The sequence below is a fragment of the Brevibacillus aydinogluensis genome, from assembly GCF_961514395.1.
Taxonomy (GTDB): Bacteria; Bacillota; Bacilli; order Brevibacillales; family Brevibacillaceae; genus Brevibacillus; species Brevibacillus aydinogluensis.
This window is the reverse complement of record NZ_OY569118.1, coordinates 2,224,782-2,243,808: the sequence shown is the minus strand read 5'-3', so window position 1 is coordinate 2,243,808 and position 19,027 is coordinate 2,224,782. Positions and strand designations below refer to the sequence as shown.

The 19,027-nt window shown below is 59.4% G+C and carries 20 protein-coding genes; all 20 read left to right on the top strand.

The features are described 5' to 3' along the window. The first annotated feature begins 1 nt into the window (after window position 1). The 20 genes from Q7F15_RS10965 (at window position 2) to aroA (ending at window position 18,688) form a co-directional block, all read left to right on the top strand. Window positions 2-721, top strand: a complete 720-nt coding sequence (locus Q7F15_RS10965; protein ID WP_304414359.1) for a demethylmenaquinone methyltransferase — start codon at window positions 2-4, stop codon at window positions 719-721. A 42-nt stretch (window positions 722-763) separates the two neighbouring features. Next, window positions 764-1,633: a UbiA-like polyprenyltransferase gene (locus Q7F15_RS10960; protein WP_171564984.1), complete on the top strand. Its 870-nt coding sequence runs from the start codon at window positions 764-766 to the stop codon at window positions 1,631-1,633. Further along, complete coding sequence (locus Q7F15_RS10955) at window positions 1,630-2,226, top strand: UbiX family flavin prenyltransferase (RefSeq protein WP_171564983.1); 597 nt, start codon at window positions 1,630-1,632, stop codon at window positions 2,224-2,226. Before Q7F15_RS10960 ends, Q7F15_RS10955 begins: the two co-directional genes overlap by 4 nt. Window positions 2,227-2,229: 3 nt before the next feature. Then, window positions 2,230-3,093: a menaquinone biosynthetic enzyme MqnA/MqnD family protein gene (locus tag Q7F15_RS10950; protein WP_171564982.1), complete on the top strand. Its 864-nt coding sequence runs from the start codon at window positions 2,230-2,232 to the stop codon at window positions 3,091-3,093. A 9-nt stretch (window positions 3,094-3,102) separates the two neighbouring features. Next, the gene (locus Q7F15_RS10945) at window positions 3,103-4,068 is read left to right on the top strand and encodes a polyprenyl synthetase family protein (RefSeq protein WP_171564981.1); all 966 of its coding nucleotides are present in this window, start codon (window positions 3,103-3,105) and stop codon (window positions 4,066-4,068) included. 103 nt (window positions 4,069-4,171) lie between these two features. Next, window positions 4,172-4,615 (top strand): nucleoside-diphosphate kinase, encoded by a 444-nt coding sequence (gene ndk, locus Q7F15_RS10940; protein ID WP_029099606.1) that lies wholly within the window; start codon window positions 4,172-4,174, stop codon window positions 4,613-4,615. A 231-nt stretch (window positions 4,616-4,846) separates the two neighbouring features. After that, window positions 4,847-5,620 carry a CheR family methyltransferase gene (locus Q7F15_RS10935; RefSeq protein ID WP_212132014.1) on the top strand — a complete coding sequence of 258 codons (774 nt, stop codon included), beginning with the start codon at window positions 4,847-4,849 and terminating at the stop codon, window positions 5,618-5,620. Between the two features lie 86 nt (window positions 5,621-5,706). Further along, window positions 5,707-5,871, top strand: a complete 165-nt coding sequence (locus tag Q7F15_RS10930) for a hypothetical protein (RefSeq protein WP_171564979.1) — start codon at window positions 5,707-5,709, stop codon at window positions 5,869-5,871. A gap of 192 nt (window positions 5,872-6,063) precedes the next feature. Then, a complete protein-coding gene (gene aroC, locus Q7F15_RS10925; protein ID WP_171564978.1) occupies window positions 6,064-7,224 on the top strand; it encodes a chorismate synthase in 1,161 nt (386 codons plus the stop codon). Continuing rightward, window positions 7,224-8,324 (top strand): 3-dehydroquinate synthase, encoded by a 1,101-nt coding sequence (gene aroB / locus Q7F15_RS10920; RefSeq protein WP_304414358.1) that lies wholly within the window; start codon window positions 7,224-7,226, stop codon window positions 8,322-8,324. The genes aroC and aroB overlap by 1 nt, the downstream gene beginning before the upstream one ends. Window positions 8,325-8,328: 4 nt before the next feature. Beyond that, a complete protein-coding gene (aroH, locus tag Q7F15_RS10915) occupies window positions 8,329-8,700 on the top strand; it encodes a chorismate mutase (RefSeq protein WP_171564976.1) in 372 nt (123 codons plus the stop codon). 283 nt (window positions 8,701-8,983) lie between these two features. Continuing rightward, window positions 8,984-10,501, top strand: coding sequence for an anthranilate synthase component I (gene trpE, locus Q7F15_RS10910; protein WP_304414357.1), 1,518 nt, complete (start codon window positions 8,984-8,986; stop codon window positions 10,499-10,501). Further along, complete coding sequence (gene trpD, locus Q7F15_RS10905; RefSeq protein WP_171564974.1) at window positions 10,495-11,520, top strand: anthranilate phosphoribosyltransferase; 1,026 nt, start codon at window positions 10,495-10,497, stop codon at window positions 11,518-11,520. The genes trpE and trpD overlap by 7 nt, the downstream gene beginning before the upstream one ends. Then, complete coding sequence (gene trpC, locus Q7F15_RS10900) at window positions 11,510-12,319, top strand: indole-3-glycerol phosphate synthase TrpC (protein WP_304414356.1); 810 nt, start codon at window positions 11,510-11,512, stop codon at window positions 12,317-12,319. Before trpD ends, trpC begins: the two co-directional genes overlap by 11 nt. Then, a complete protein-coding gene (locus Q7F15_RS10895) occupies window positions 12,316-12,984 on the top strand; it encodes a phosphoribosylanthranilate isomerase (RefSeq protein WP_171564972.1) in 669 nt (222 codons plus the stop codon). Before trpC ends, Q7F15_RS10895 begins: the two co-directional genes overlap by 4 nt. Further along, a complete protein-coding gene (gene trpB, locus Q7F15_RS10890; protein ID WP_171564971.1) occupies window positions 12,947-14,179 on the top strand; it encodes a tryptophan synthase subunit beta in 1,233 nt (410 codons plus the stop codon). Before Q7F15_RS10895 ends, trpB begins: the two co-directional genes overlap by 38 nt. Continuing rightward, window positions 14,176-14,994: a tryptophan synthase subunit alpha gene (gene trpA, locus Q7F15_RS10885; protein WP_171564970.1), complete on the top strand. Its 819-nt coding sequence runs from the start codon at window positions 14,176-14,178 to the stop codon at window positions 14,992-14,994. The genes trpB and trpA overlap by 4 nt, the downstream gene beginning before the upstream one ends. Window positions 14,995-15,027: 33 nt before the next feature. Next, window positions 15,028-16,122 (top strand): histidinol-phosphate transaminase, encoded by a 1,095-nt coding sequence (hisC, locus tag Q7F15_RS10880; RefSeq protein WP_171564969.1) that lies wholly within the window; start codon window positions 15,028-15,030, stop codon window positions 16,120-16,122. Between the two features lie 67 nt (window positions 16,123-16,189). After that, window positions 16,190-17,293, top strand: coding sequence for a prephenate dehydrogenase (locus Q7F15_RS10875; protein WP_171564968.1), 1,104 nt, complete (start codon window positions 16,190-16,192; stop codon window positions 17,291-17,293). A gap of 111 nt (window positions 17,294-17,404) precedes the next feature. Further along, window positions 17,405-18,688 (top strand): 3-phosphoshikimate 1-carboxyvinyltransferase, encoded by a 1,284-nt coding sequence (aroA, locus tag Q7F15_RS10870; RefSeq protein ID WP_171564967.1) that lies wholly within the window; start codon window positions 17,405-17,407, stop codon window positions 18,686-18,688. Window positions 18,689-19,027: the final 339 nt, after the last annotated feature.

Here is a 19,027-nt window from a genome sequence, read left to right as displayed (position 1 = left end):
GGTGAATCAGAACCAGATGAAAGAAAAAGCGAAGTACGTCCATTCCGTGTTTGAAAGCATCGCGGCAGAGTACGACAAGATGAACAACATCATCAGTTTCGGCAGCCACATCGCCTGGCGCAATTACACGATGAAGCAAATGAACATACGACCCGGCGACACGGCGCTTGACGTGGCCTGCGGCACCTGCGACTGGACGATTGCGCTGGCCAAGGCGGTCGGGGAAAAAGGACGGGTCGTCGGTCTTGACTTCAGCCAGAACATGCTCGATGTCGGCGCGTTCAAGGTGAAACGGGAAGGTCTTGACAGCGTGGTCACGCTGGTGAACGGCGACGCGATGCAGCTCCCGTACGAAGACAACACATTTGACTTCGTCACCATCGGTTTTGCGCTGCGCAACGTACCCGACATTCAGACGGTGCTGAACGAAATGACGCGCGTGGTCAAACCCGGCGGGAAAGTGGTCTCGCTGGAGGTGTCCAAACCGCCGTTTTTACCGTACCGCAAATTGTTCTACCTGTACTTTTACAAGATTCTGCCGTTGATCGCCAAATGGACGGTAAACAAATACGAGGAGTATGCCTGGCTGCCGCAGTCACTGACCCATTTTCCAGACAGCCGAGAACTAGCCCGCATGTTTCAACGGGCAGGACTGGAGCCGGTTCAGGTAAAACTGTTTATGGGCGGTGTGGCCGCTTTGCACATCGGCACAAAAGCATAGCTTGCCAATAGGCATCCTTCTGTGGATGGGAAGTGTTTTCACGTGAGTCTTCGCAAATTGAAAATTATTTTGGAAATGATCAAGTTTGAGCACTCGATTTTTGCCCTTCCGTTTGCTTTTATGGGAGCGGTCTTGGGGAACATTGTAGTAGAGCACACCTGGCCCACTTGGAGCGAGATTTTCTGGGTGACCGTGGCCATGGTGGGAGCGCGCAGCGCGGCGATGTCGCTGAATCGTTTGATCGACAGGTACATCGATGCGAAAAATCCGCGTACCGCCAACCGGGCCATTCCGGCCGGACTGATTTCCGTGGCCGAGGTTGTCGTCTTTATTATTGCTTCCTTCGCGTTATTGTTTTTCGCCGCCTTCCAATTGAACGCACTGGCCGTCAAACTGCTGCCGCTCGCGGTGTTTGTCCTGATTCTGTACTCGTACACGAAACGTTTTACATGGCTTTGCCATTTCGTGCTCGGCGTGGCCATCGGGTTCGGACCGCTGGGGGGCTTTGTGGCGACGACCGGGCAGGTGAATTTCACCGGACTTCTGCTGTTTTTGTCCGTGATGTTTTGGACCGCCGGCTTTGACATTATTTACGCCTGCCAGGACTATGAGTTTGACCGCAAGGAAGGGCTCTATTCCATGCCAAGCCGCTTTGGCATCGCCAACGCACTGCTGGTCGCACGGGTCTGCCACGTCATCACTTTCATCGGTCTTTTGGCCCTGTACGTTACCGCCAACCTGTCCGTCTGGTTCCTGGTCGGCGTGCTGATTTCCGGAGCCATCCTGGTTTACGAGCATCTGCTGGTAAAACCGACAGACCTGTCCAAGCTGGACGTGGCCTTTTTCAATATGAACGGCATATTAAGCATGGTCATGTTTACGTTTACCATGATTGATCTGGTGATAGCATGAGCGCACAAAAATGGGCCGTCGGCATTACCGGGGCGAGCGGCGCCATCTACGGCGTCAGGCTTGTCCGGGAACTGCTGCGCGGCGGCCATACCGTACACTTGATGATCACGGAGGCCGGCTGGCAGGTATTTCGGGACGAGCTGGACTGGAACACCGACGACCGGGAGGCCCTGATCCGGGAAAAACTGCAGCAGGATGCACCCGGCGCGCTCCATTACTGGGGCATGCGCGACTTCAACTGCCCGGCCGCCAGCGGTTCATATCGGTGCGACGGGATGGTGGTCATCCCTTGTTCGATGGGGACGCTGTCCGGCATTGCCCACGGGGCGTCGGGCAACCTGCTGGAGCGGGTGGCTGACGTGATGCTGAAGGAGCGGCGCCGGTTGGTGCTGGTCCCGCGCGAGACGCCGCTGAATGCCATCCAGCTTGAGAACATGTTGAAGCTGAGCCGCCTCGGCGTCACCATTTTGCCTGCCATGCCAGGGTACTACCACAAGCCGCAGACGATGGACGACCTTGTCAATTTTGTCGTGGGAAAAGCACTGGACGCGCTGGATGTGCCGCACGAGCTGTTCCGGCGCTGGGGGGAATAGATCATGCAAAAGTCCTTGCGCATTGGACAAATCCTTTACACCAACGTACTCCCTGTCTACTTTCACTTTGACAAGGAGCGTTTCAACGGCCGGATTGAGTTCGTCCGGCAGGTGCCAGCCAAGCTGAATCAGGCGCTGGCCTGCGGCGAGATCGATCTCGGAGTGATTTCGTCCTTCAGTTACGCCGAGCATGCCTCCCGCTATCTGGCGCTGGCCGACCTGTCCGTCAGCGCCAAAGGGAGAGTAGGCTCCATTTTCTTGTTCAGCAAACGGCCGATCGAGGCGCTGGACGGTGCCCGGATCGCCCTGACCAACACGTCCGCAACGTCAGTCAATTTGCTGAAAATCATTCTGCAAACGTTTTACGGTCTGCACGTCACGTACGTTACACAGGAACCCGTGCTGGCGGAGATGCTGCGGGATGCGGACGGGGCGCTCTTGATCGGTGACGACGCCATTCTCGCCAAACTCCAGGGCGGGCCTTATCACGTCTACGATCTGGGTGAGCTGTGGCATCGCTTTACCGGCTATACCATGACGTTTGCCCTGTGGGCCGTGCGCAAAGAGGTGATCGGCGAACACGCTGACCTGCTGCGAGAGGTTCACGAGGCCTTTTTGGCCAGCAAGGAGAAGACCCGCCAAAACCTGATCCCGCTGGTGGACTACGTGAACGGGCAGTTAGGCGGAGGAAAGGAACTGTGGTATCAGTATTTCCGGGGGCTGATGCACGATTTTCGGGACGAGCATCGGACAGGCCTGGAATACTACTACCGGTGCGCGGCTGAGCTGGGGCTGCTGCCCGCACCAGTGACCGTGTCCGTCTGGGAACATCCCGGTTGTCAGTCCCACATTACGTTGACGAAATAGGTGGAGCGGATGAACCTTGTCGATATTTACTTTCAACTGAAAAACGACGTCCAGTACATCGAAAAGGAACTGGAACAGTCCATCGATACCAGTGTGCGGGACTTGTACCTCTCGTCCACACACTTGCTCAAGGCGGGGGGGAAACGGATACGCCCGGTGTTTGTGCTGCTCGGCGGAAAGTGGGGCAACTACGACGTGAAGCGGCTGAAGCACGTGGCAGTACCGCTGGAGCTGATCCACATGGCGACGCTGGTGCACGACGACGTGATCGACGATGCGGACAAGCGGCGCGGGCGAGACACCGTGCGCACCCAATGGGACAACAAGGTGGCGATGTACACGGGGGACTACATTTTCGCCCGGGCACTGTCCATCGCGGCTGAGCTGCGCATTCCCGAGCTGCACCGGATTCTCGCCAACGCGATCGTGGAAGTGGTCAAGGGCGAGATCGAACAAGTGCGCGACCTGAACAACTGGGAGCAGAACTTCCGCACTTACCTGCGCCGGATCAAGCGGAAGACGGCGCTCTTGATCGCCATTAGCTGCCAGATGGGGGCGATTGCCAGCGGTGCAGGTCCCGAACTGGTCCGCAAAATGTACCGGTACGGTTACAACGTGGGGATGGCGTTTCAAATTACCGACGATATCCTCGACTTCACCGGAACGGAAAAGCAGCTGGGCAAACCGGCAGGCAGCGACCTGCGTCAGGGAAACATTACGCTGCCGGCGATGTACACCGCCCGGTTCGGCAAGTCGCGCGACCGCTTTCAGGCGTGGATACGCGACAATACGCTCCACCATCACGTAGATGAAGCGATTCAACTGGTGCGAAACGACGACGGCATCGCCTATGCCCAGGGGCTGGCGGAGCGGTACATTGCCCGTGCACGGGAGGCGCTGGACGGACTGCCGAACAACCAGACCAAAAAGTCCCTGCTTGGCATCGCCAATTTCATGGTGAACCGGAAATTTTAATCGTTTTTTCACAAGGGGGCTGTTGCTTGCCCCACTTTCTTTTGATAAAATTTTCGTTGGTGTGCAAGCACCAATACATAGCGGTACTGGAGGCATACTTACGATGGAAAAAACGTTTCTGATGGTGAAACCTGACGGCGTACAGCGCAACCTGATCGGGGAAATCGTTTCCCGCTTTGAGAAAAAAGGCTTCCAACTGGTAGGGGCGAAACTGATGAACGTTAGCCGCGAACTGGCTGAGAAGCACTACGCTGAACATAAAGAGCGCCCGTTCTTCGGCGAACTGGTCGACTTCATCACGTCCGGTCCGGTCTTTGCCATGGTATGGCAGGGCAACAACGTGATTGCGACTGCACGCGCCATGATGGGCAAAACCAACCCGGCAGATGCAGCACCGGGCACCATCCGCGGTGACTTCGCTACGTCCGTGGGCATGAACATCATCCACGGTTCCGATTCCCCGGAAAGCGCTGAGCGCGAAATCGCACTCTGGTTCAACGAAGGGGAAGTACTCTCCTACGAAAAAACAATCCAACGCTGGATCTAAGCGGGATAGGGGAAAGACTCCGCATGCGGGGTCTTTTTCTTTTTTCGCCAAATGTCAACAAAAATCGGCAGGATTTTGCAGAAAAAGAGCGAATCGCATGGATAAGCGGCAACAAGCGCCGTCCCCGCTGCGTGAAGCATGGTCTTTTCAGGGGGCGTTTGTCGCGGTCAATCGAACAGCGCTTGCTGGCGGGTACGCCTCACCACACGTAAAAGGGGTATTTTCGCAATCATGGAAGACAAGGACTTTCTCCAGTTTATCGCCAATGTAAAGAAACTGACAGGAATCGATCTCGCCCTTTACAAAGAAGCCCAGATGAAGCGGCGGTTGACCTCGCTCCGGCTGAAGCGGGGCTATCCCACGTTTGCCCAGTACTTTGAGGCCATCTCCAAGAACAAGGACCTGTTCTACGAATTCCTCGACCGGATGACGATCAACGTGTCCGAATTTTTCCGCAACCCGGGCCGCTGGGAAGTATTGGAACACAAAATTCTGCCCCGTCTGGTCAAGCAGTCGCATCGGCTGAAGTGCTGGAGCGCCGCCTGCTCCACGGGCGAAGAGCCGTACACGCTGACTCTGATCCTGATGCGCAACCGCTGGGAGGCGTCACTGCTCGCCACCGACATTGACGAAGGGGCGCTGGCCAAGGCCAAACAAGGGGTCTACACGGAGCGATCGCTGCAGGATTGTCCCAAGGATCTGCTGGCCAAGTACTTTGTCAAGGACACGATGAGCTACCGAATTGCCGACGAGGTGAAAAACCGGGTGACGTTCCGCAAGCACAACTTGCTGGCTGATCCGTTCGACTCCCAATTCGACCTGATCATCTGCCGCAACGTCATGATCTACTTCACCGAGGAGGCGAAGCACGAGCTGTACCACAAGTTCAGCCGGGCGCTAAAACCGGGCGGGGTGCTGTTCGTCGGAAGCACGGAGCAGATTTTCCAGCCGCAGCAGTATCAATTGGAGTCGGAAGACACGTTTTTTTATCGGAAAATGGGCTGAAGCGGACGCAGCTTGGTATATCCCTGTTGTTTTTTCCCAACACTAATGCTATCTACCATGCTATCTACCAAAAAGGGAGGAAGCAGATGGACAAGCAAAAGGTCATCGAAGCATACCGACGCGGTTTGATCACGCTGCAAGAGTGCGGGCAAATCCTCGGTGCGGAAAAGGAGCAGTTGGACAAACTCGTCCGCGCGAATCACCTGCGGCGGCCGCTTTCCTCGTTTCTGACGGTCGATTCTCACATGTGAGCTCCGCCAATTCGATGACGCTTCTCCTGCGAGGGAGAAGCGTTTTGCCTGTCTGCCAAGGGCGTCGGGACAATTCGTCACTTTTGTATTTGCACGGACTGACAGGTATGATATTATAACGCTTAAAAGTGATAAAGGACAGCATCCGTAGTCAGAGAAGGAAATGCTGCCTGAGGATGGAGGAAGAGAGAGATGCGATACTTGACTGCAGGGGAATCTCACGGGCCGCAGCTCACTGCCATAATTGAAGGGGTTCCGAGCAACCTGCCCTTTTCTGTCGAAGCCATCAACGAACAGCTGGCAAGACGGCAAAAGGGACACGGACGCGGCCGGCGGATGCAGATTGAAAAAGACCAGGTGAAAGTGCTCTCCGGCGTTCGGCACGGGTACACGACAGGCGCGCCGATCACGCTGGTTGTGGAAAACAAAGACTGGACGCACTGGCAGGGTATCATGAGTGCCGAGCCGGTGGAAGGAGCGGAAGAGAAGCGTCGCGTCTCCCGTCCCCGTCCGGGTCATGCCGATCTCAACGGCGCGATCAAATACCATCAACGGGATATGCGAAATATTCTGGAACGTTCCAGCGCGCGGGAAACAGCCATCCGCGTCGCCGTCGGTGCTGTTGCCCGGCAGCTCCTGGCCGCGTTTGGCATTCGGATCGGCGGTCACGTGCTACAGATCGGTGATGTGGTGGCCAACCGGCAGGATGTCACGCTGGACGAACTGATCGCGCGTTCCGAGGAATCCCCCGTGCGTTGTCTGGACAAGGAAGCGGAGCAGCGCATGATGGCGGCCATTGACCAGGCCAAACAGGACGGCGATTCGCTTGGCGGCATCGTCGAAGTAATCGTGGAAGGCGTGCCGATCGGGCTGGGCAGCCACGTCCAGTGGGACCGTAAGTTGGACGGCAGGCTGGCTCAGGCGATCATGAGCATTCAGGCGTTCAAAGGTGTGGAGATCGGGATTGGCTTTGGCGCCGCGGGCTTGCCAGGGTCCCAGGTTCACGATGAGATCGTCTGGAGCCAGGACACCGGATACAGCCGCAAGACGAACAACGCGGGCGGCCTGGAAGGGGGCATGACCACAGGCATGCCGATTGTCGTGCGCGGGGTGATGAAGCCGATTCCGACGCTGTACAAACCTTTGATGAGCGTGGACATCGACACCAAGGAACCGTTCTCCGCCAGCATCGAACGTTCGGACAGCTGCGCTGTTCCTGCCGCCAGCGTCGTGGCCGAAGCGGTGGTCGCCTGGGAAATCGCTCGCGCCATGTGCGAAAAATTCCCGTCCGACTCACTGGACGACATGCTGGAAAACGTGCGCCAGTATCGCGCATACACGGAGCGGTTCTGATGGCGGTTGAAACCCTTTACGTAGAGTTGGGAGAGCGCACGTATCCCATCGTTATCGGCGATGGTGTCATGCAGCAGGTGGCGGCCCTGGTGCAGGATGCGGGCATATCTCCAACGAGCCGGTTGTTTGTCATCTCCGATGAGAACGTATCCCCGCGCTATCTGCAGCCGCTGAAACAGGCGCTGGAGACGGCAGGCTATCGGGTGGCGGACTGCGTAATTCCTCCGGGGGAGCAGTCGAAAAGTCTTGCGGTCTATGAACAGGTGCTGACCCGGGCCATCGAGGCGGGGCTGGACCGAAAATCAGCCATTCTCGCGCTGGGAGGCGGCGTGGTCGGTGACTTGGCCGGCTTTGTTGCCGCCACCTACATGCGGGGCATCGCCTTTGTGCAGGTGCCGACCACGCTGTTGGCGCACGACAGTTCGGTAGGCGGCAAGGTGGGCATCAATCATCCGCTGGGCAAAAATCTGATTGGCGCCTTTCACCAGCCGCGGCTGGTGTTGTATGATACGGCTGCGCTGCGCACGCTGCCCGAGCGGGAAGTGGCGGCTGGTTTTGCCGAGGTGATCAAGCACGGGCTGATCGCCGACGCGTCATTCGTCGACTGGCTGGAGGAACATGCGGCGAGCCTGTGGCAGCTTGATGCTGAACGGGTGGGCCGCGCCATACGCCGGGGCTGCGCGATCAAGGCAGCAATCGTCTCGGCTGACGAGACAGAGCAGGGACAGCGCGCGCTGCTCAACCTGGGGCACACCTTTGGCCACGCGTTCGAAGCGCTGTGCGAATACGCCGTGTTGAACCACGGGGAGGCGATTTCCATCGGCATGTGCCTGGCGGCCAAAGTGGCTGAGCGCATCGGTTTTGCTGAAGCAGGCGTTTATGCACGGACAAAACGGCTGCTTCACCTCTTCCACCTGCCCACTGACTGGCCAGACGGCCTGGAGCCGGAAGCGGTGCTGGATGTCATGAAGCGGGACAAAAAGGCCGTCGGCGGCAAGCTGGCCCTGGTGCTGCCGCGGGCCATCGGGAAGGTGGAACTGGTCAAAGACGTGGATGAACAAGAGATATTGACAGCGATGAAAAAAGAAGCGGGGGCATAGAGAGATGGGAGTGCGAGGAATCAGGGGAGCGATCACGATTGAAAACGACACACAGGCAGAGATCGTTTCCGCCACCAAGCTGCTGCTGGAGGAGATGGTCAGTCGAAACGGCGTACGGGCTGACGACATCGCCAGCGTTTTCATCACCACGACGGAGGACATCAAGGCGGCATTTCCGGCGCAGGCGGCGCGCCTCTTGGACGGGTGGCAGTACGTGCCGCTGATGTGCGCCCGGGAAATTCCCGTGCCGGGCAGTCTGCCTCGCTGTATCCGCGTAATGATGCACGTCAACACGAGCAAGGCGGCCTCGGAAATCCATCACGTGTTCATGCGCGATGCCGTACAGCTTCGTCCCGATTTGTCAAATCGTGGTTGACAATGTGGGCGTTCTCGATTACCATAAAACGAAACGAGAACGCCTCGTTTTACCGGTAATGCAAAATACCGGCTGAGAGTTGAGAGTGAGCAGAGCAGAGTTGAGAAGAGTTGGGCAGAGGAGAGAAGAGCGAGCCGGATGGATTCGTACAGACCAATCCAGGACTCTTCCTGGATTTTTTCTTTTTCTCCCCCTATCTCTTCACCTGACAAACGTGCGGGTGCATGTAAAGCCTGTGTTTTCAGGCGTGCAGGGCACCACGCGGCGAGAGGTGAGAAAAGAGATGTATTCCCCTACCCTGGCTGAAGTCCAATCTCTTTCGGCCAACCATTCCCTGATACCCGTACGCTTGACCGTGCTGGCAGATGAGGAGACGCCTATCCGAATCTACCAGAAAATTCGCACGCATGATTCGTTTCTCCTGGAAAGCGTGGAAGGCGGAACACGCTGGGCCCGATACTCGTTCATCGGCATGAATCCGTTTCAAACGGTGGAGGCCCGCGGGGAGCAGATTACCGTCCGCCGCCGCGGAGGGGATACGCTGACGTTTTACGGCAATCCCGTTCACTTTTTACGCGAAGAGACGTCCCGCTACACCAGTCCCAAACTGCAGGGAGCACCCCGATTGTGCGGTGGGGCCGTGGGGTTCTTTGGATACAACACCCTGCACTACTTTGAAAATCTGCCCTACCACCGTCAGGAAAGCCTGGATGTGCCGGACATGCGATTTTGGTTCGTGGATGAATTGATCGCGTTTGACCATCTCAAGCAGGAGATCCAGGTGATCGTGAATCTGCACGTCGACCCGGATGATTCGCCGGAGACGATCGCCCGCAAATACCAACAGGTCTGCAGCCGGCTGGAGCAACTTGCCGCACAGGTGACCGCTCCGGTCGAGACGGACGGCAGTCGAATTTCCGTTGGCACCGGCGCGCAAGGCGAGCTAAAGCCAGAGCCCAACATGAGCCGGGAGCAGTTTGAACAGATGGTGGAGCGTGCCAAGGCGTACATCGCGGCCGGCGACATTTTTCAAGTAGTGATCTCCCAGCGTTTCCGCGTGCGCACGGACGTCGATCCGTTTGCCGTCTATCGGCTGCTGCGCACGCTGAACCCTTCGCCGTACATGTACTACCTGCAATACGAAGGCGAGACGGTCGTCGGTACGTCGCCAGAACTGCTGGTCCGGGTCGAAAACAACCGGGTGGAGATGCGGCCGATCGCCGGCACGCGCAGGCGAGGGCGCACAGCGGAAGATGACGAGGCCCTGGCCGCCGATCTCCTCGCTGATCCCAAGGAGCGGGCGGAGCATTACATGCTGCTTGACCTGGGACGCAACGACGTGGGACGTGTCGCCCGGTACGGCAGCGTTCGCGTCGAGGAAGCACTGGTCATCGAACATTACTCCCACGTCATGCATATGGTCTCCCACGTGACCGGAGAGCTGCGCGAGGGACTGCATCCGTTCGACGCGCTGCTCGCCGCTTTCCCGGCGGGAACGGTGTCCGGCGCGCCCAAGCTGAGAGCGATGGAAATCATTGCCGAACTGGAGCCGGACGGGCGCCATCTGTACGCCGGGGCGATCGGTTATTTCGGCTTTGACGGGACGCTGGAGACCTGCATTACGATCCGCACCCTCCTGTTCCAGAACGGATACGCCTACGTGCAGGCGGGCGCCGGCATCGTCGCCGACTCCGTCCCGGCCAACGAGTATCAGGAAACAGTGAACAAAGCGGCAGCCATGCTCTCCGCGTTGGAGAAGGCGGAGCAGTTGTTTGCCCCAAAGGAGGAACAGCCATGCTGACCACAGCGTTGGAACACATATTGCGCGGACGCGATCTGGACCGTCTGACCGCCCGCCAGGCGATGGGCGAGATCATGGACGGCAAAGCCACCCCCGCCCAGATCGGTGCCTTCCTCGCCGGACTGCGGCTGAAAGGGGAACAGGTGGAGGAGATTATCGGGTTTGTTCAGGCCATGCGGGAGCGGGCGGTCCGGTTCCCGCTGGAAGTGCCGGGATTGATGGACACGTGCGGCACAGGCGGGGACGGTGCCCATACGTTCAACATCTCCACCGCAGCCGCCATCGTGGCGGCGAGTGACGGTGTCTGCATCGCGAAACACGGCAACCGGGCTGTCTCCAGCAAGAGCGGCAGCGCCGACGTGCTGGAGGCGTTGGGCATTCCGATCACACTGACGCCGGAAGCGGCGGCCGACTGCCTGCGGGTGACCAATCTGTGCTTCCTGTTTGCGCCGCTCTACCATCAGGCGATGAAGCACGCAGCCGGCCCGCGAAAAGAACTGGCGGTGCGGACGGTGTTTAATCTGTTGGGACCGCTGACCAATCCGGCGGGGGCCAAGCGGCAGCTCCTGGGCGTGTACGACAGACAGCTTCTCCCCACCGTGGCGGCCGTCCTGCGCGAATTGGGAGTGGAACGGGCCCTGGTGGTGGCCGGTGCTGACGGCCTTGACGAATTGACCGTGACGGGTCCGAGCAGCATCGCCGAGCTGCGCGACGGTGAGATCCGCACGTACGAGATCGTGCCCGAACAGTTCGGTTTGAGACGGTATCCGATGGAGGAACTGCGCGGCGGCGACGCGTATGAAAACGCGACGATCATCCGCGAAGTGTTCGCCGGCAAGCGGGGAGCCGCCCGTGACATCGTCCTGCTCAACGCGGGTGCCATCCTGTACCTGGCGGATCGCGCAATCAGCATCGAGGCAGGGGTGATCCGGGCCGCGGAACTGATCGACGACGGCGCGGTCCAGCGTAAACTGGAACAAATCCGGCAGGTGGCGGGAGGGATGATACATGCTTCGTAGGATCGTCGAGGCCAAAAGAGAAGAGGTGGCCAGACTGCACGCTTCCACGACCCTGCAGTCCCTGTTGGACGAGGCGAAACACATGCCCGCACCGCGCGGGTTCCGTTCAGCACTGGCAGACAGCACGCGGCCGGTCAGCGTCATCGCGGAAGTGAAAAAGGCTTCGCCGTCCAAAGGTGTGATTCGGCCTGACTTTGACCCGGTGGGAATCGCTCGGTCCTACGCGTCTGCCGGTGCAGAGTGCATCTCCGTACTGACGGACGAACCCTTTTTTCAAGGGAAGACCGAGTATTTGCGAAACATCCGCACGGCCGTGGACCAACCGCTGCTGCGCAAGGATTTTATCATCGACGAGTGGCAAATCGCCGAGGCCCGGGCGTGCGGCGCCGATTGCGTCCTGCTCATCGCGGCGATTCTGGAAGGGGAGCAGCTTCGTGATCTGTCGCAGGCGGCGGAAGCGCTCGGCATGGACGTGCTGATCGAAGTGCATGACCGGCGTGAGCTGGAGATGGTGTTTCGCCATGTGACACCGATGCTGATCGGCATCAACAATCGCGACCTGCGGACGTTCCGGACAGACCTGGCTGTGACCCGTGAGGTGGCGGGGGAGATCCCATCCGGTGTTCTCACTGTCAGCGAAAGCGGCATTTCTTCACCGGCGGACGTGGAGGAAGTGCGGCAGGCGGGCGCGCGGGCGATCTTGGTCGGGGAACACTTCATGCGGCACGAGGATGTGGGCAAAGCCGTAATCCAACTGGTAGGTGAGCGGGAAGGCGCCAGCCCGCAGGTGCGGTCATGACGCGGATCAAGATTTGCGGCGTCAAGCGGGCGGAGACCCTTCGCCTGCTGGCCCGGCTCGATGTTGACTACGTGGGACTGGTATTTGCGGAAAGCAGGCGACGAGTGGACGCGCAGACGGCGGGGGCGCTGCTCGCAGCCGTGCCGGATCATCCGCCGGCGGTCGGGGTGTTTGTCAACCCGACGGAAGCGGAGCTGGAGCACGTGCTGACCCATGCCCCCCTTGCCGTGATTCAACTGCACGGGCAGGAATCTCCCGCCTTTTGCGAGAGCGTGCGGCAGCGGTTTTCCCTGCCGGTCTGGAAAGCGCTGGCAGTCGGGGGCGGCGAGCCGCTGGAGAATGTCGTGGACGCGTACCGGGGAGCAGCCGACGCGTTTTTGTTTGACACCTATGATCCCCGGCAGGCGGGCGGCACGGGCAAACGCTTTTCCTGGGAGCAGATTCCCCTGTTGCGCAAATGGACGGCACCTGCCCCCTGCATCATCGCAGGCGGCATCAACGCGGACAACGTAGCCGAGCTGGTGGGCAGATATAGGCCCGCGATTATCGACGTGTCCAGCGGCGTGGAGAGCGACGGAGAAAAAGACGCGGAGAAAATCAGACAATTCGTGGAGAGGGTGAGGGAACATGACCGTATCACAGAAGGAAACGCGTACCGTGCCTGACAAGCATGGACGCTTTGGACCATTTGGCGGCAAGTTTGTGCCGGAGACGCTGATGAGCGCCCTGGCGGAATTGGAACAGGCATTTGAAGAGGCGCGGCGTGATCCGTCGTTTCGCGCTGAGCTGGGGCAGTTGTTGCGCGAATACGCCGGACGGCCGACTCCTCTGACCTACGCTGACAAACTGACGGAAGCGCTGGGAGGGGCGCGTATCTATCTGAAGCGGGAAGATCTCAACCACACCGGTGCCCACAAGCTGAACAACGCACTGGGACAAGGTCTGCTGGCCAAGCGGATGGGCAAGACGTCCATTATCGCCGAGACCGGGGCAGGGCAGCACGGTGTGGCCAGCGCCACGGTCGCCGCCAAACTGGGGCTGTCCTGCAAGGTGTTCATGGGCGAAGAGGACATCAAACGGCAGGCGCTGAACGTGTTTCGCATGAAGCTGCTCGGTGCGGAGGTCATTCCCGCCGTGACCGGCACCCGCACCCTGAAAGACGCGACGAACGAAGCGATTCGCTACTGGGTCTCCCACGTGGATGAGACGTTTTACGTGATCGGCTCGGTCGTAGGCCCCCATCCGTATCCCTACATGGTGAGGGAGTTTCAGAAAATCATCGGCGAAGAGACGCGCAGCCAGATTCTCGAACAGGTGGGACGCCTGCCTGATGAAGTGATTGCCTGCGTGGGCGGAGGAAGCAATGCGATCGGCATGTTTTACCCGTTCTTGCAGGACGAACATGTTGCCCTGCGGGGCGTGGAGGCAGCCGGACATGGCTTGGACAGCGACAAGCATGCGGCGACGCTTACGCTCGGACGGCCCGGCGTGATTCACGGCGCGATGACGTATCTTTTGCAGGATCAGTACGGGCAGGTGCAGGAGGCGCACTCCATCTCGGCCGGGCTGGATTACCCGGGCGTGGGACCCGAGCACGCCTACCTGAAGGAAACCGGACGGGTGCAGTACACCTCCGTCACGGACCGGGAGGCGCTGGAGGCGGTTCAACTGCTTTGCCGGACGGAGGGGATCATCCCGGCTCTGGAGAGCGCCCACGCCGTTGCCGAGGCGATCAAACGGGCGCCGCAGATGGGAGCGGATCAAGTCCTGGTCATCTGTCTGTCAGGCCGCGGAGACAAAGACGTGGCGACGATCCAGGCAGCGCTTGACGACGAACCGAGAGGGGGAGACGCACAATGACAGCGCCCGTGAATCGAATCGACCGGCTGTTTGCCGACAGCAGCCGCAAGCGTTTCATCCCGTTCATCACGGTTGGCGACCCAAACCTTGACGCGACGTTTCAGATTGCGCACGCCCTGGTGGAAGCGGGAGCCGACATGCTGGAGCTGGGGGTTCCCTATTCGGACCCGCTGGCGGATGGCCCGACCATTCAGCGCGCTTCCCAACGGGCACTGGCAAACGGGGTGACGATCGACGACGCCCTGGAACTGGTCGCCAACCTGCGCGCATCCGGGATGCAGGTGCCGATCGTGCTTTTCTCTTACTACAACCCGGTCCTGCAGTACGGCGTGGAGCGCTTCTTTGCCGTACTGGCGGAAAAAGGCGCGGACGGCATCGTCATTCCTGACCTGCCGGTGGAGGAAAACGGGCCGGCAGTGGCTGCTGCCCAAGCGCACGGGCTGCATGTCATCTCGCTGGTAGCCCCCACATCGGAATCCCGCATCCGGACAATTGGCGCGCAGGCGAGCGGATTTCTGTACTGCGTGTCGTCGCTCGGCGTGACTGGCGCCCGCGACAGCCTGCGTGAGGATCTTGCCCAGTTTTTGCAGCGGGTCAAGACGAGCACCTCCGTGCCCACGGCTGTCGGGTTCGGCATCTCCACACCCGAGCAGGTTCGGGCGGTGGCACAGCACACGGATGGGGTAATCGTCGGCAGTGCGATCGTGCAGGAGATGGAACGGCATCTGGAGCTGCTGTCCGATCCCAAACAGTTAAAACAGGGTGTCAAAAAAATAAAAACGTTTGTACAACGGCTGGCCGGTGCGCTACAATAAGGGGAAAATGCGACTTGACTGGAGTGAGACCAGATGCTGCCGAAACAGCGCATTCTCGGCGCCCCGGTGTATCAGCCCGGGAAGCCGATCGACGATGTGAAACGAGAATTCGGACTGACGGAAGTAATCAAGCTGGCGTCCAATGAAAATCCGTTTGGCTGCTCACCGAAGGCGAAAGAAGCGATTGCCGCCCAACTGGATACGCTGGCCATCTATCCGGACGGCGCCAGTCTCATGCTTCGTTGGGAGTTGGCAGAGTTTCTCGGCGTCAAGCCTGCGCAGTTGATTTTCGGAAACGGTTCGGACGAAGTGGTGCAGATGATCGCCCGCGCCTATCTGGAGCAAGGCACCAACACGGTGATGGCGACGCCCACCTTTTCGCAGTACCGCTCCAATGCCATCATCGAGGGCGCGGAACTGATCGAGGTGCCGCTGAAAAACGGTGTGCACGATCTGGAAGCGATGGCGGCGGCGATCAACGATCAGACGCGCGTCGTCTGGGTGTGCAACCCCAACAATCCTTCCGGAACGATCGTCACGCGTGACGAGCTGGAGGCGTTTTTGCAAAAAGTGCCGAAGGACGTCCTGGTGGTGCTGGACGAGGCCTATTACGAGTACGTGGTGGACCCGGCCTATCCGCAAACCGTGCCGATGCTGGAGCACTACCCCAATCTGATCATCCTGCGCACGTTCTCCAAAATTTATGGTCTGGCGGCGCTTCGGATCGGATACGGCATCGCGTCGGAAGAGATTGTCGGCCACCTCGACCATGTGCGTGAACCCTTCAACACCAATACCCTGGCTCAGGCAGCCGCCCGCGCCGCGCTGCAGGACCAGGCGTTCGTGGAGGAATGCCGCAAGCGCAACCGGGAGGGCATGAAGCAGTTGACCGACCGCTTTGACGAGTGGGGACTGTCGTATTTTCCGTCCCAGACCAACTTTGTCCTGGTCGATTTGCAGCAGGACTCCGACGCTGTCTTCCGCAAGCTGCTGGAGCAGGGAATCATCGTGCGCTCCGGCCGGGCGCTTGGTTTCCCCGGATATCAGCGGATCACGGTCGGCTCGGCGGAACAAAACGAGAAGGTTTTGCAGGCGCTTGGCAGCATCGTGGCTGGCGCATTGAAATAACGACGAGGATGCCGGCGTTCGTCCGGCATCTTTGTCTACACGTACACAGAGAGGATAGACAGTGGAGATGAATACGACAACCATCACTGTAATCGGCGTCGGGTTGATCGGCGGTTCGATCGCACTTGCCCTGCGTGGGGATGAGCACAACCGTATCATCGGCTTCGACGTCCGGCAGGATTTTCTGGACAAGGCGTTGGCACTCGGCGTCATTCACGCGGGCACGACCGACCTGCAGGAGGCCGTGCGGGAAGCGGACGTGATTTTTCTCGCCGTGCCGGTGGAACAGATATATGCCACACTGGACCGACTACGCAATCTGGACCTGAAGCCCGGCGTCATCGTCACGGACGTGGGCAGCACCAAATCGGGCGTCGTCCGCTTTGCCGAGGCACATATCCCGTCCGATGTGACGTTCATCGGCGGTCACCCGATGGCCGGCTCGCACAAGTCGGGCGTGGAAGCGGCTTCGGATCGTCTGTTTGAAAATGCGTACTACGTGCTGACGCCCGCGCCGGGGACACCGGAGGAGCAGGTGGAGCGGCTCGAGAAGCTGCTGGCGCTGACCCGTGCCAAAGTGGTGCGGATGGACCCGGACGAACACGATCAGGTAGTGGGAGCAGTCAGCCATTTTCCGCATATCCTGGCTTCCGCCCTGGTCAATCTGGTGGCCGGGTATGACAACGAAAACCCTTGGCACCACAGGCTGGCCGCCGGAGGATTTCGCGACATCACCCGCATTGCGTCCAGCAACCCGCGCATGTGGCGGGATGTGCTCCTGAACAACCGCGAGCACTTGCTGAAAATCGCCGACGACTGGGCCAGGGCGCTGGACGGAGTCATGGCATTGGTCCGCGAGGGAGACGCCGACCGCATCGAGCAGTTTTTCAAGTCGGCACGCGAATTCCGCGACGGACTGCCGGAGCGGAAAAAGGGAGCGCTGCCGCCGCTGTACGACTTGTACATCGACATTCCCGACCATCCGGGGGAGATCGGACGGATCACCACCCTGCTTGGTGCCAAGCAGATCAACATCACCAACATCCAAATCAGGGAAACCCGGGAAGATATGTTGGGCGTGCTGCGGATCACCTTCCGCTCCCTGGCGGAACTGGAAAAGGGTGAAGAACTCCTGCGCTTTTTCGATTACAATGTATACAGGCGCGAGTAGCGTGGGCGTACCTTCGTGCTTTGAGGCGTAGACGCTTTGACGCGCGACTGTCGCCAACTTTTTGCACCGATAGACGTAATAGACGTAACAGAGAAAAAGGGGAGTGGAACTGTGCTTCGCGTACAACCAGTAAAACGGATAGAAGGGACAGTCCGGGTGCCCGGGGACAAGTCAATCTCGCACCGTGCCGTCATGTTTGGCGCACTGGCGGAAGGAACCACCACGATCGAAGGCTTTCTGCCGGGGGCTGACTGCCTGAGCACCATCGACTGCTTCCGCAGGATGGGCGTGAAGATCGAACAGGCCGGAGATCGTGTTACTGTTTACGGCAAAGGCTGGTACGGACTGGAGGAACCGTCGCAGCACCTGGACGTGGGCAACTCCGGCACGACCATCCGGCTCATGGCGGGGATTTTGGCAACGCAGCCGTTTCACGCCGTCATGGAGGGGGACGAGTCGATTGCCAAGCGGCCGATGCGGCGCGTCATCGGACCGCTGCGTCAGATGGGGGCCAAAATTGACGGCCGCAAAGACGGCGAATACACTCCGCTGTCCATCCGCGGCGGCGGCCTGCAAGGCATCTCGTACCAGTCGCCGGTTGCCAGTGCCCAGGTAAAATCGGCGATTCTTCTGGCCGGTCTGCAGGCCACAGGCGTCACCAGTGTGACAGAGCCGCAGCTCTCCCGCGACCATACGGAACGCATGCTGCAGGCGTTTGGCGTGAAGGTGGTCCGCGACGGTCTGACCGTATCCGTCGAAGGTGGACAAACCTTGACGGGCAGGGCGATCCGCGTGCCAGGCGACATCTCGTCAGCGGCGTTTTTGATCGCAGCCGTGATGATGGTGCCCGGCAGTTCCCTCTTGATCGAAAACGTGGGCGTCAACCCCAGCCGCACGGGGATTATCGATGTGGTCCGCGCCATGGGCGGCCGTATCGAGCTGCAAAACGAACGGATCGTCAACGAAGAGCCGGTAGCCGACCTGCTCGTCACCCATTCCGAGCTGCGCGGCATCGAGATCGGCGGTGAAATCATTCCGCGCCTGATCGATGAAATCCCCGTCATCGCTGTGATGGCCACGCGGGCCAACGGTCGTACGGTGATTCGCGACGCCGAAGAACTGCGTGTAAAAGAGACGGACCGGATCGCGACCGTAGCCAGCCAACTGTCCAAGTTTGGGGCGAGCGTAACGCCCACACCGGACGGTTTGATCGTGGAGGGGGCGACGCAGCTGACCGGAGCAGCGATCGACAGCATGGGCGACCACCGCATCGGCATGGCGATGGCGATCGCCGGTCTGGCGGCGGAGGGCGAAACCGTGATCGCAAATGACGCGGCGATCAACGTCTCTTTCCCCGGCTTTGCCGACCTGTTGGCGCGCATCAGCATACGGTAAGCAAACTAGAGCGTCCAGAACCAAGCGAGAGAAACCCGCCAAGCGCGGGTTTTTTCATCGCGATCGCGCTGTTTGCTGCTTCGTGCCAGTGACCAATATAAAACGAAACTTGAAAAAAAAGATTTGACAAGAGCTTACCTTACGCTATAATAAAGGTACAGTATGGTTTCTCTCCACTCCTATCCAATATATTGTTGCACGAATAGTGCTACCGCCGTTTTGAATGCGCTTACATTAACGGCGGTCTTTTTTTGTTCTTTTTTCACTTTCTGCGCATAAGTTCGTACTGAAACAAGCCGCCGGATGGCGGGGGGAGGGACGAGCTGTGGGGCAGGAAGA

What these genes read in the sequence shown, in the direction of transcription:
- Q7F15_RS10895 (WP_171564972.1), top strand. Translation starts at nt 12,316, where the DNA reads ATGACGCGGATCAAGATTTGCGGCGTCAAGCGGGCGGAGACCCTTCGC.
- Q7F15_RS10935 (WP_212132014.1), top strand. Translation starts at nt 4,847, where the DNA reads ATGGAAGACAAGGACTTTCTCCAGTTTATCGCCAATGTAAAGAAACTG.
- Q7F15_RS10955 (WP_171564983.1), top strand. Translation starts at nt 1,630, where the DNA reads ATGAGCGCACAAAAATGGGCCGTCGGCATTACCGGGGCGAGCGGCGCC.
- trpE (WP_304414357.1), top strand. Translation starts at nt 8,984, where the DNA reads ATGTATTCCCCTACCCTGGCTGAAGTCCAATCTCTTTCGGCCAACCAT.
- aroH (WP_171564976.1), top strand. Translation starts at nt 8,329, where the DNA reads ATGGGAGTGCGAGGAATCAGGGGAGCGATCACGATTGAAAACGACACA.
- Q7F15_RS10950 (WP_171564982.1), top strand. Translation starts at nt 2,230, where the DNA reads ATGCAAAAGTCCTTGCGCATTGGACAAATCCTTTACACCAACGTACTC.
- trpC (WP_304414356.1), top strand. Translation starts at nt 11,510, where the DNA reads ATGCTTCGTAGGATCGTCGAGGCCAAAAGAGAAGAGGTGGCCAGACTG.
- hisC (WP_171564969.1), top strand. Translation starts at nt 15,028, where the DNA reads ATGCTGCCGAAACAGCGCATTCTCGGCGCCCCGGTGTATCAGCCCGGG.
- Q7F15_RS10875 (WP_171564968.1), top strand. Translation starts at nt 16,190, where the DNA reads ATGAATACGACAACCATCACTGTAATCGGCGTCGGGTTGATCGGCGGT.
- Q7F15_RS10945 (WP_171564981.1), top strand. Translation starts at nt 3,103, where the DNA reads ATGAACCTTGTCGATATTTACTTTCAACTGAAAAACGACGTCCAGTAC.
- aroB (WP_304414358.1), top strand. Translation starts at nt 7,224, where the DNA reads ATGGCGGTTGAAACCCTTTACGTAGAGTTGGGAGAGCGCACGTATCCC.
- ndk (WP_029099606.1), top strand. Translation starts at nt 4,172, where the DNA reads ATGGAAAAAACGTTTCTGATGGTGAAACCTGACGGCGTACAGCGCAAC.
- trpD (WP_171564974.1), top strand. Translation starts at nt 10,495, where the DNA reads ATGCTGACCACAGCGTTGGAACACATATTGCGCGGACGCGATCTGGAC.
- trpB (WP_171564971.1), top strand. Translation starts at nt 12,947, where the DNA reads ATGACCGTATCACAGAAGGAAACGCGTACCGTGCCTGACAAGCATGGA.
- Q7F15_RS10930 (WP_171564979.1), top strand. Translation starts at nt 5,707, where the DNA reads ATGGACAAGCAAAAGGTCATCGAAGCATACCGACGCGGTTTGATCACG.
- trpA (WP_171564970.1), top strand. Translation starts at nt 14,176, where the DNA reads ATGACAGCGCCCGTGAATCGAATCGACCGGCTGTTTGCCGACAGCAGC.
- aroC (WP_171564978.1), top strand. Translation starts at nt 6,064, where the DNA reads ATGCGATACTTGACTGCAGGGGAATCTCACGGGCCGCAGCTCACTGCC.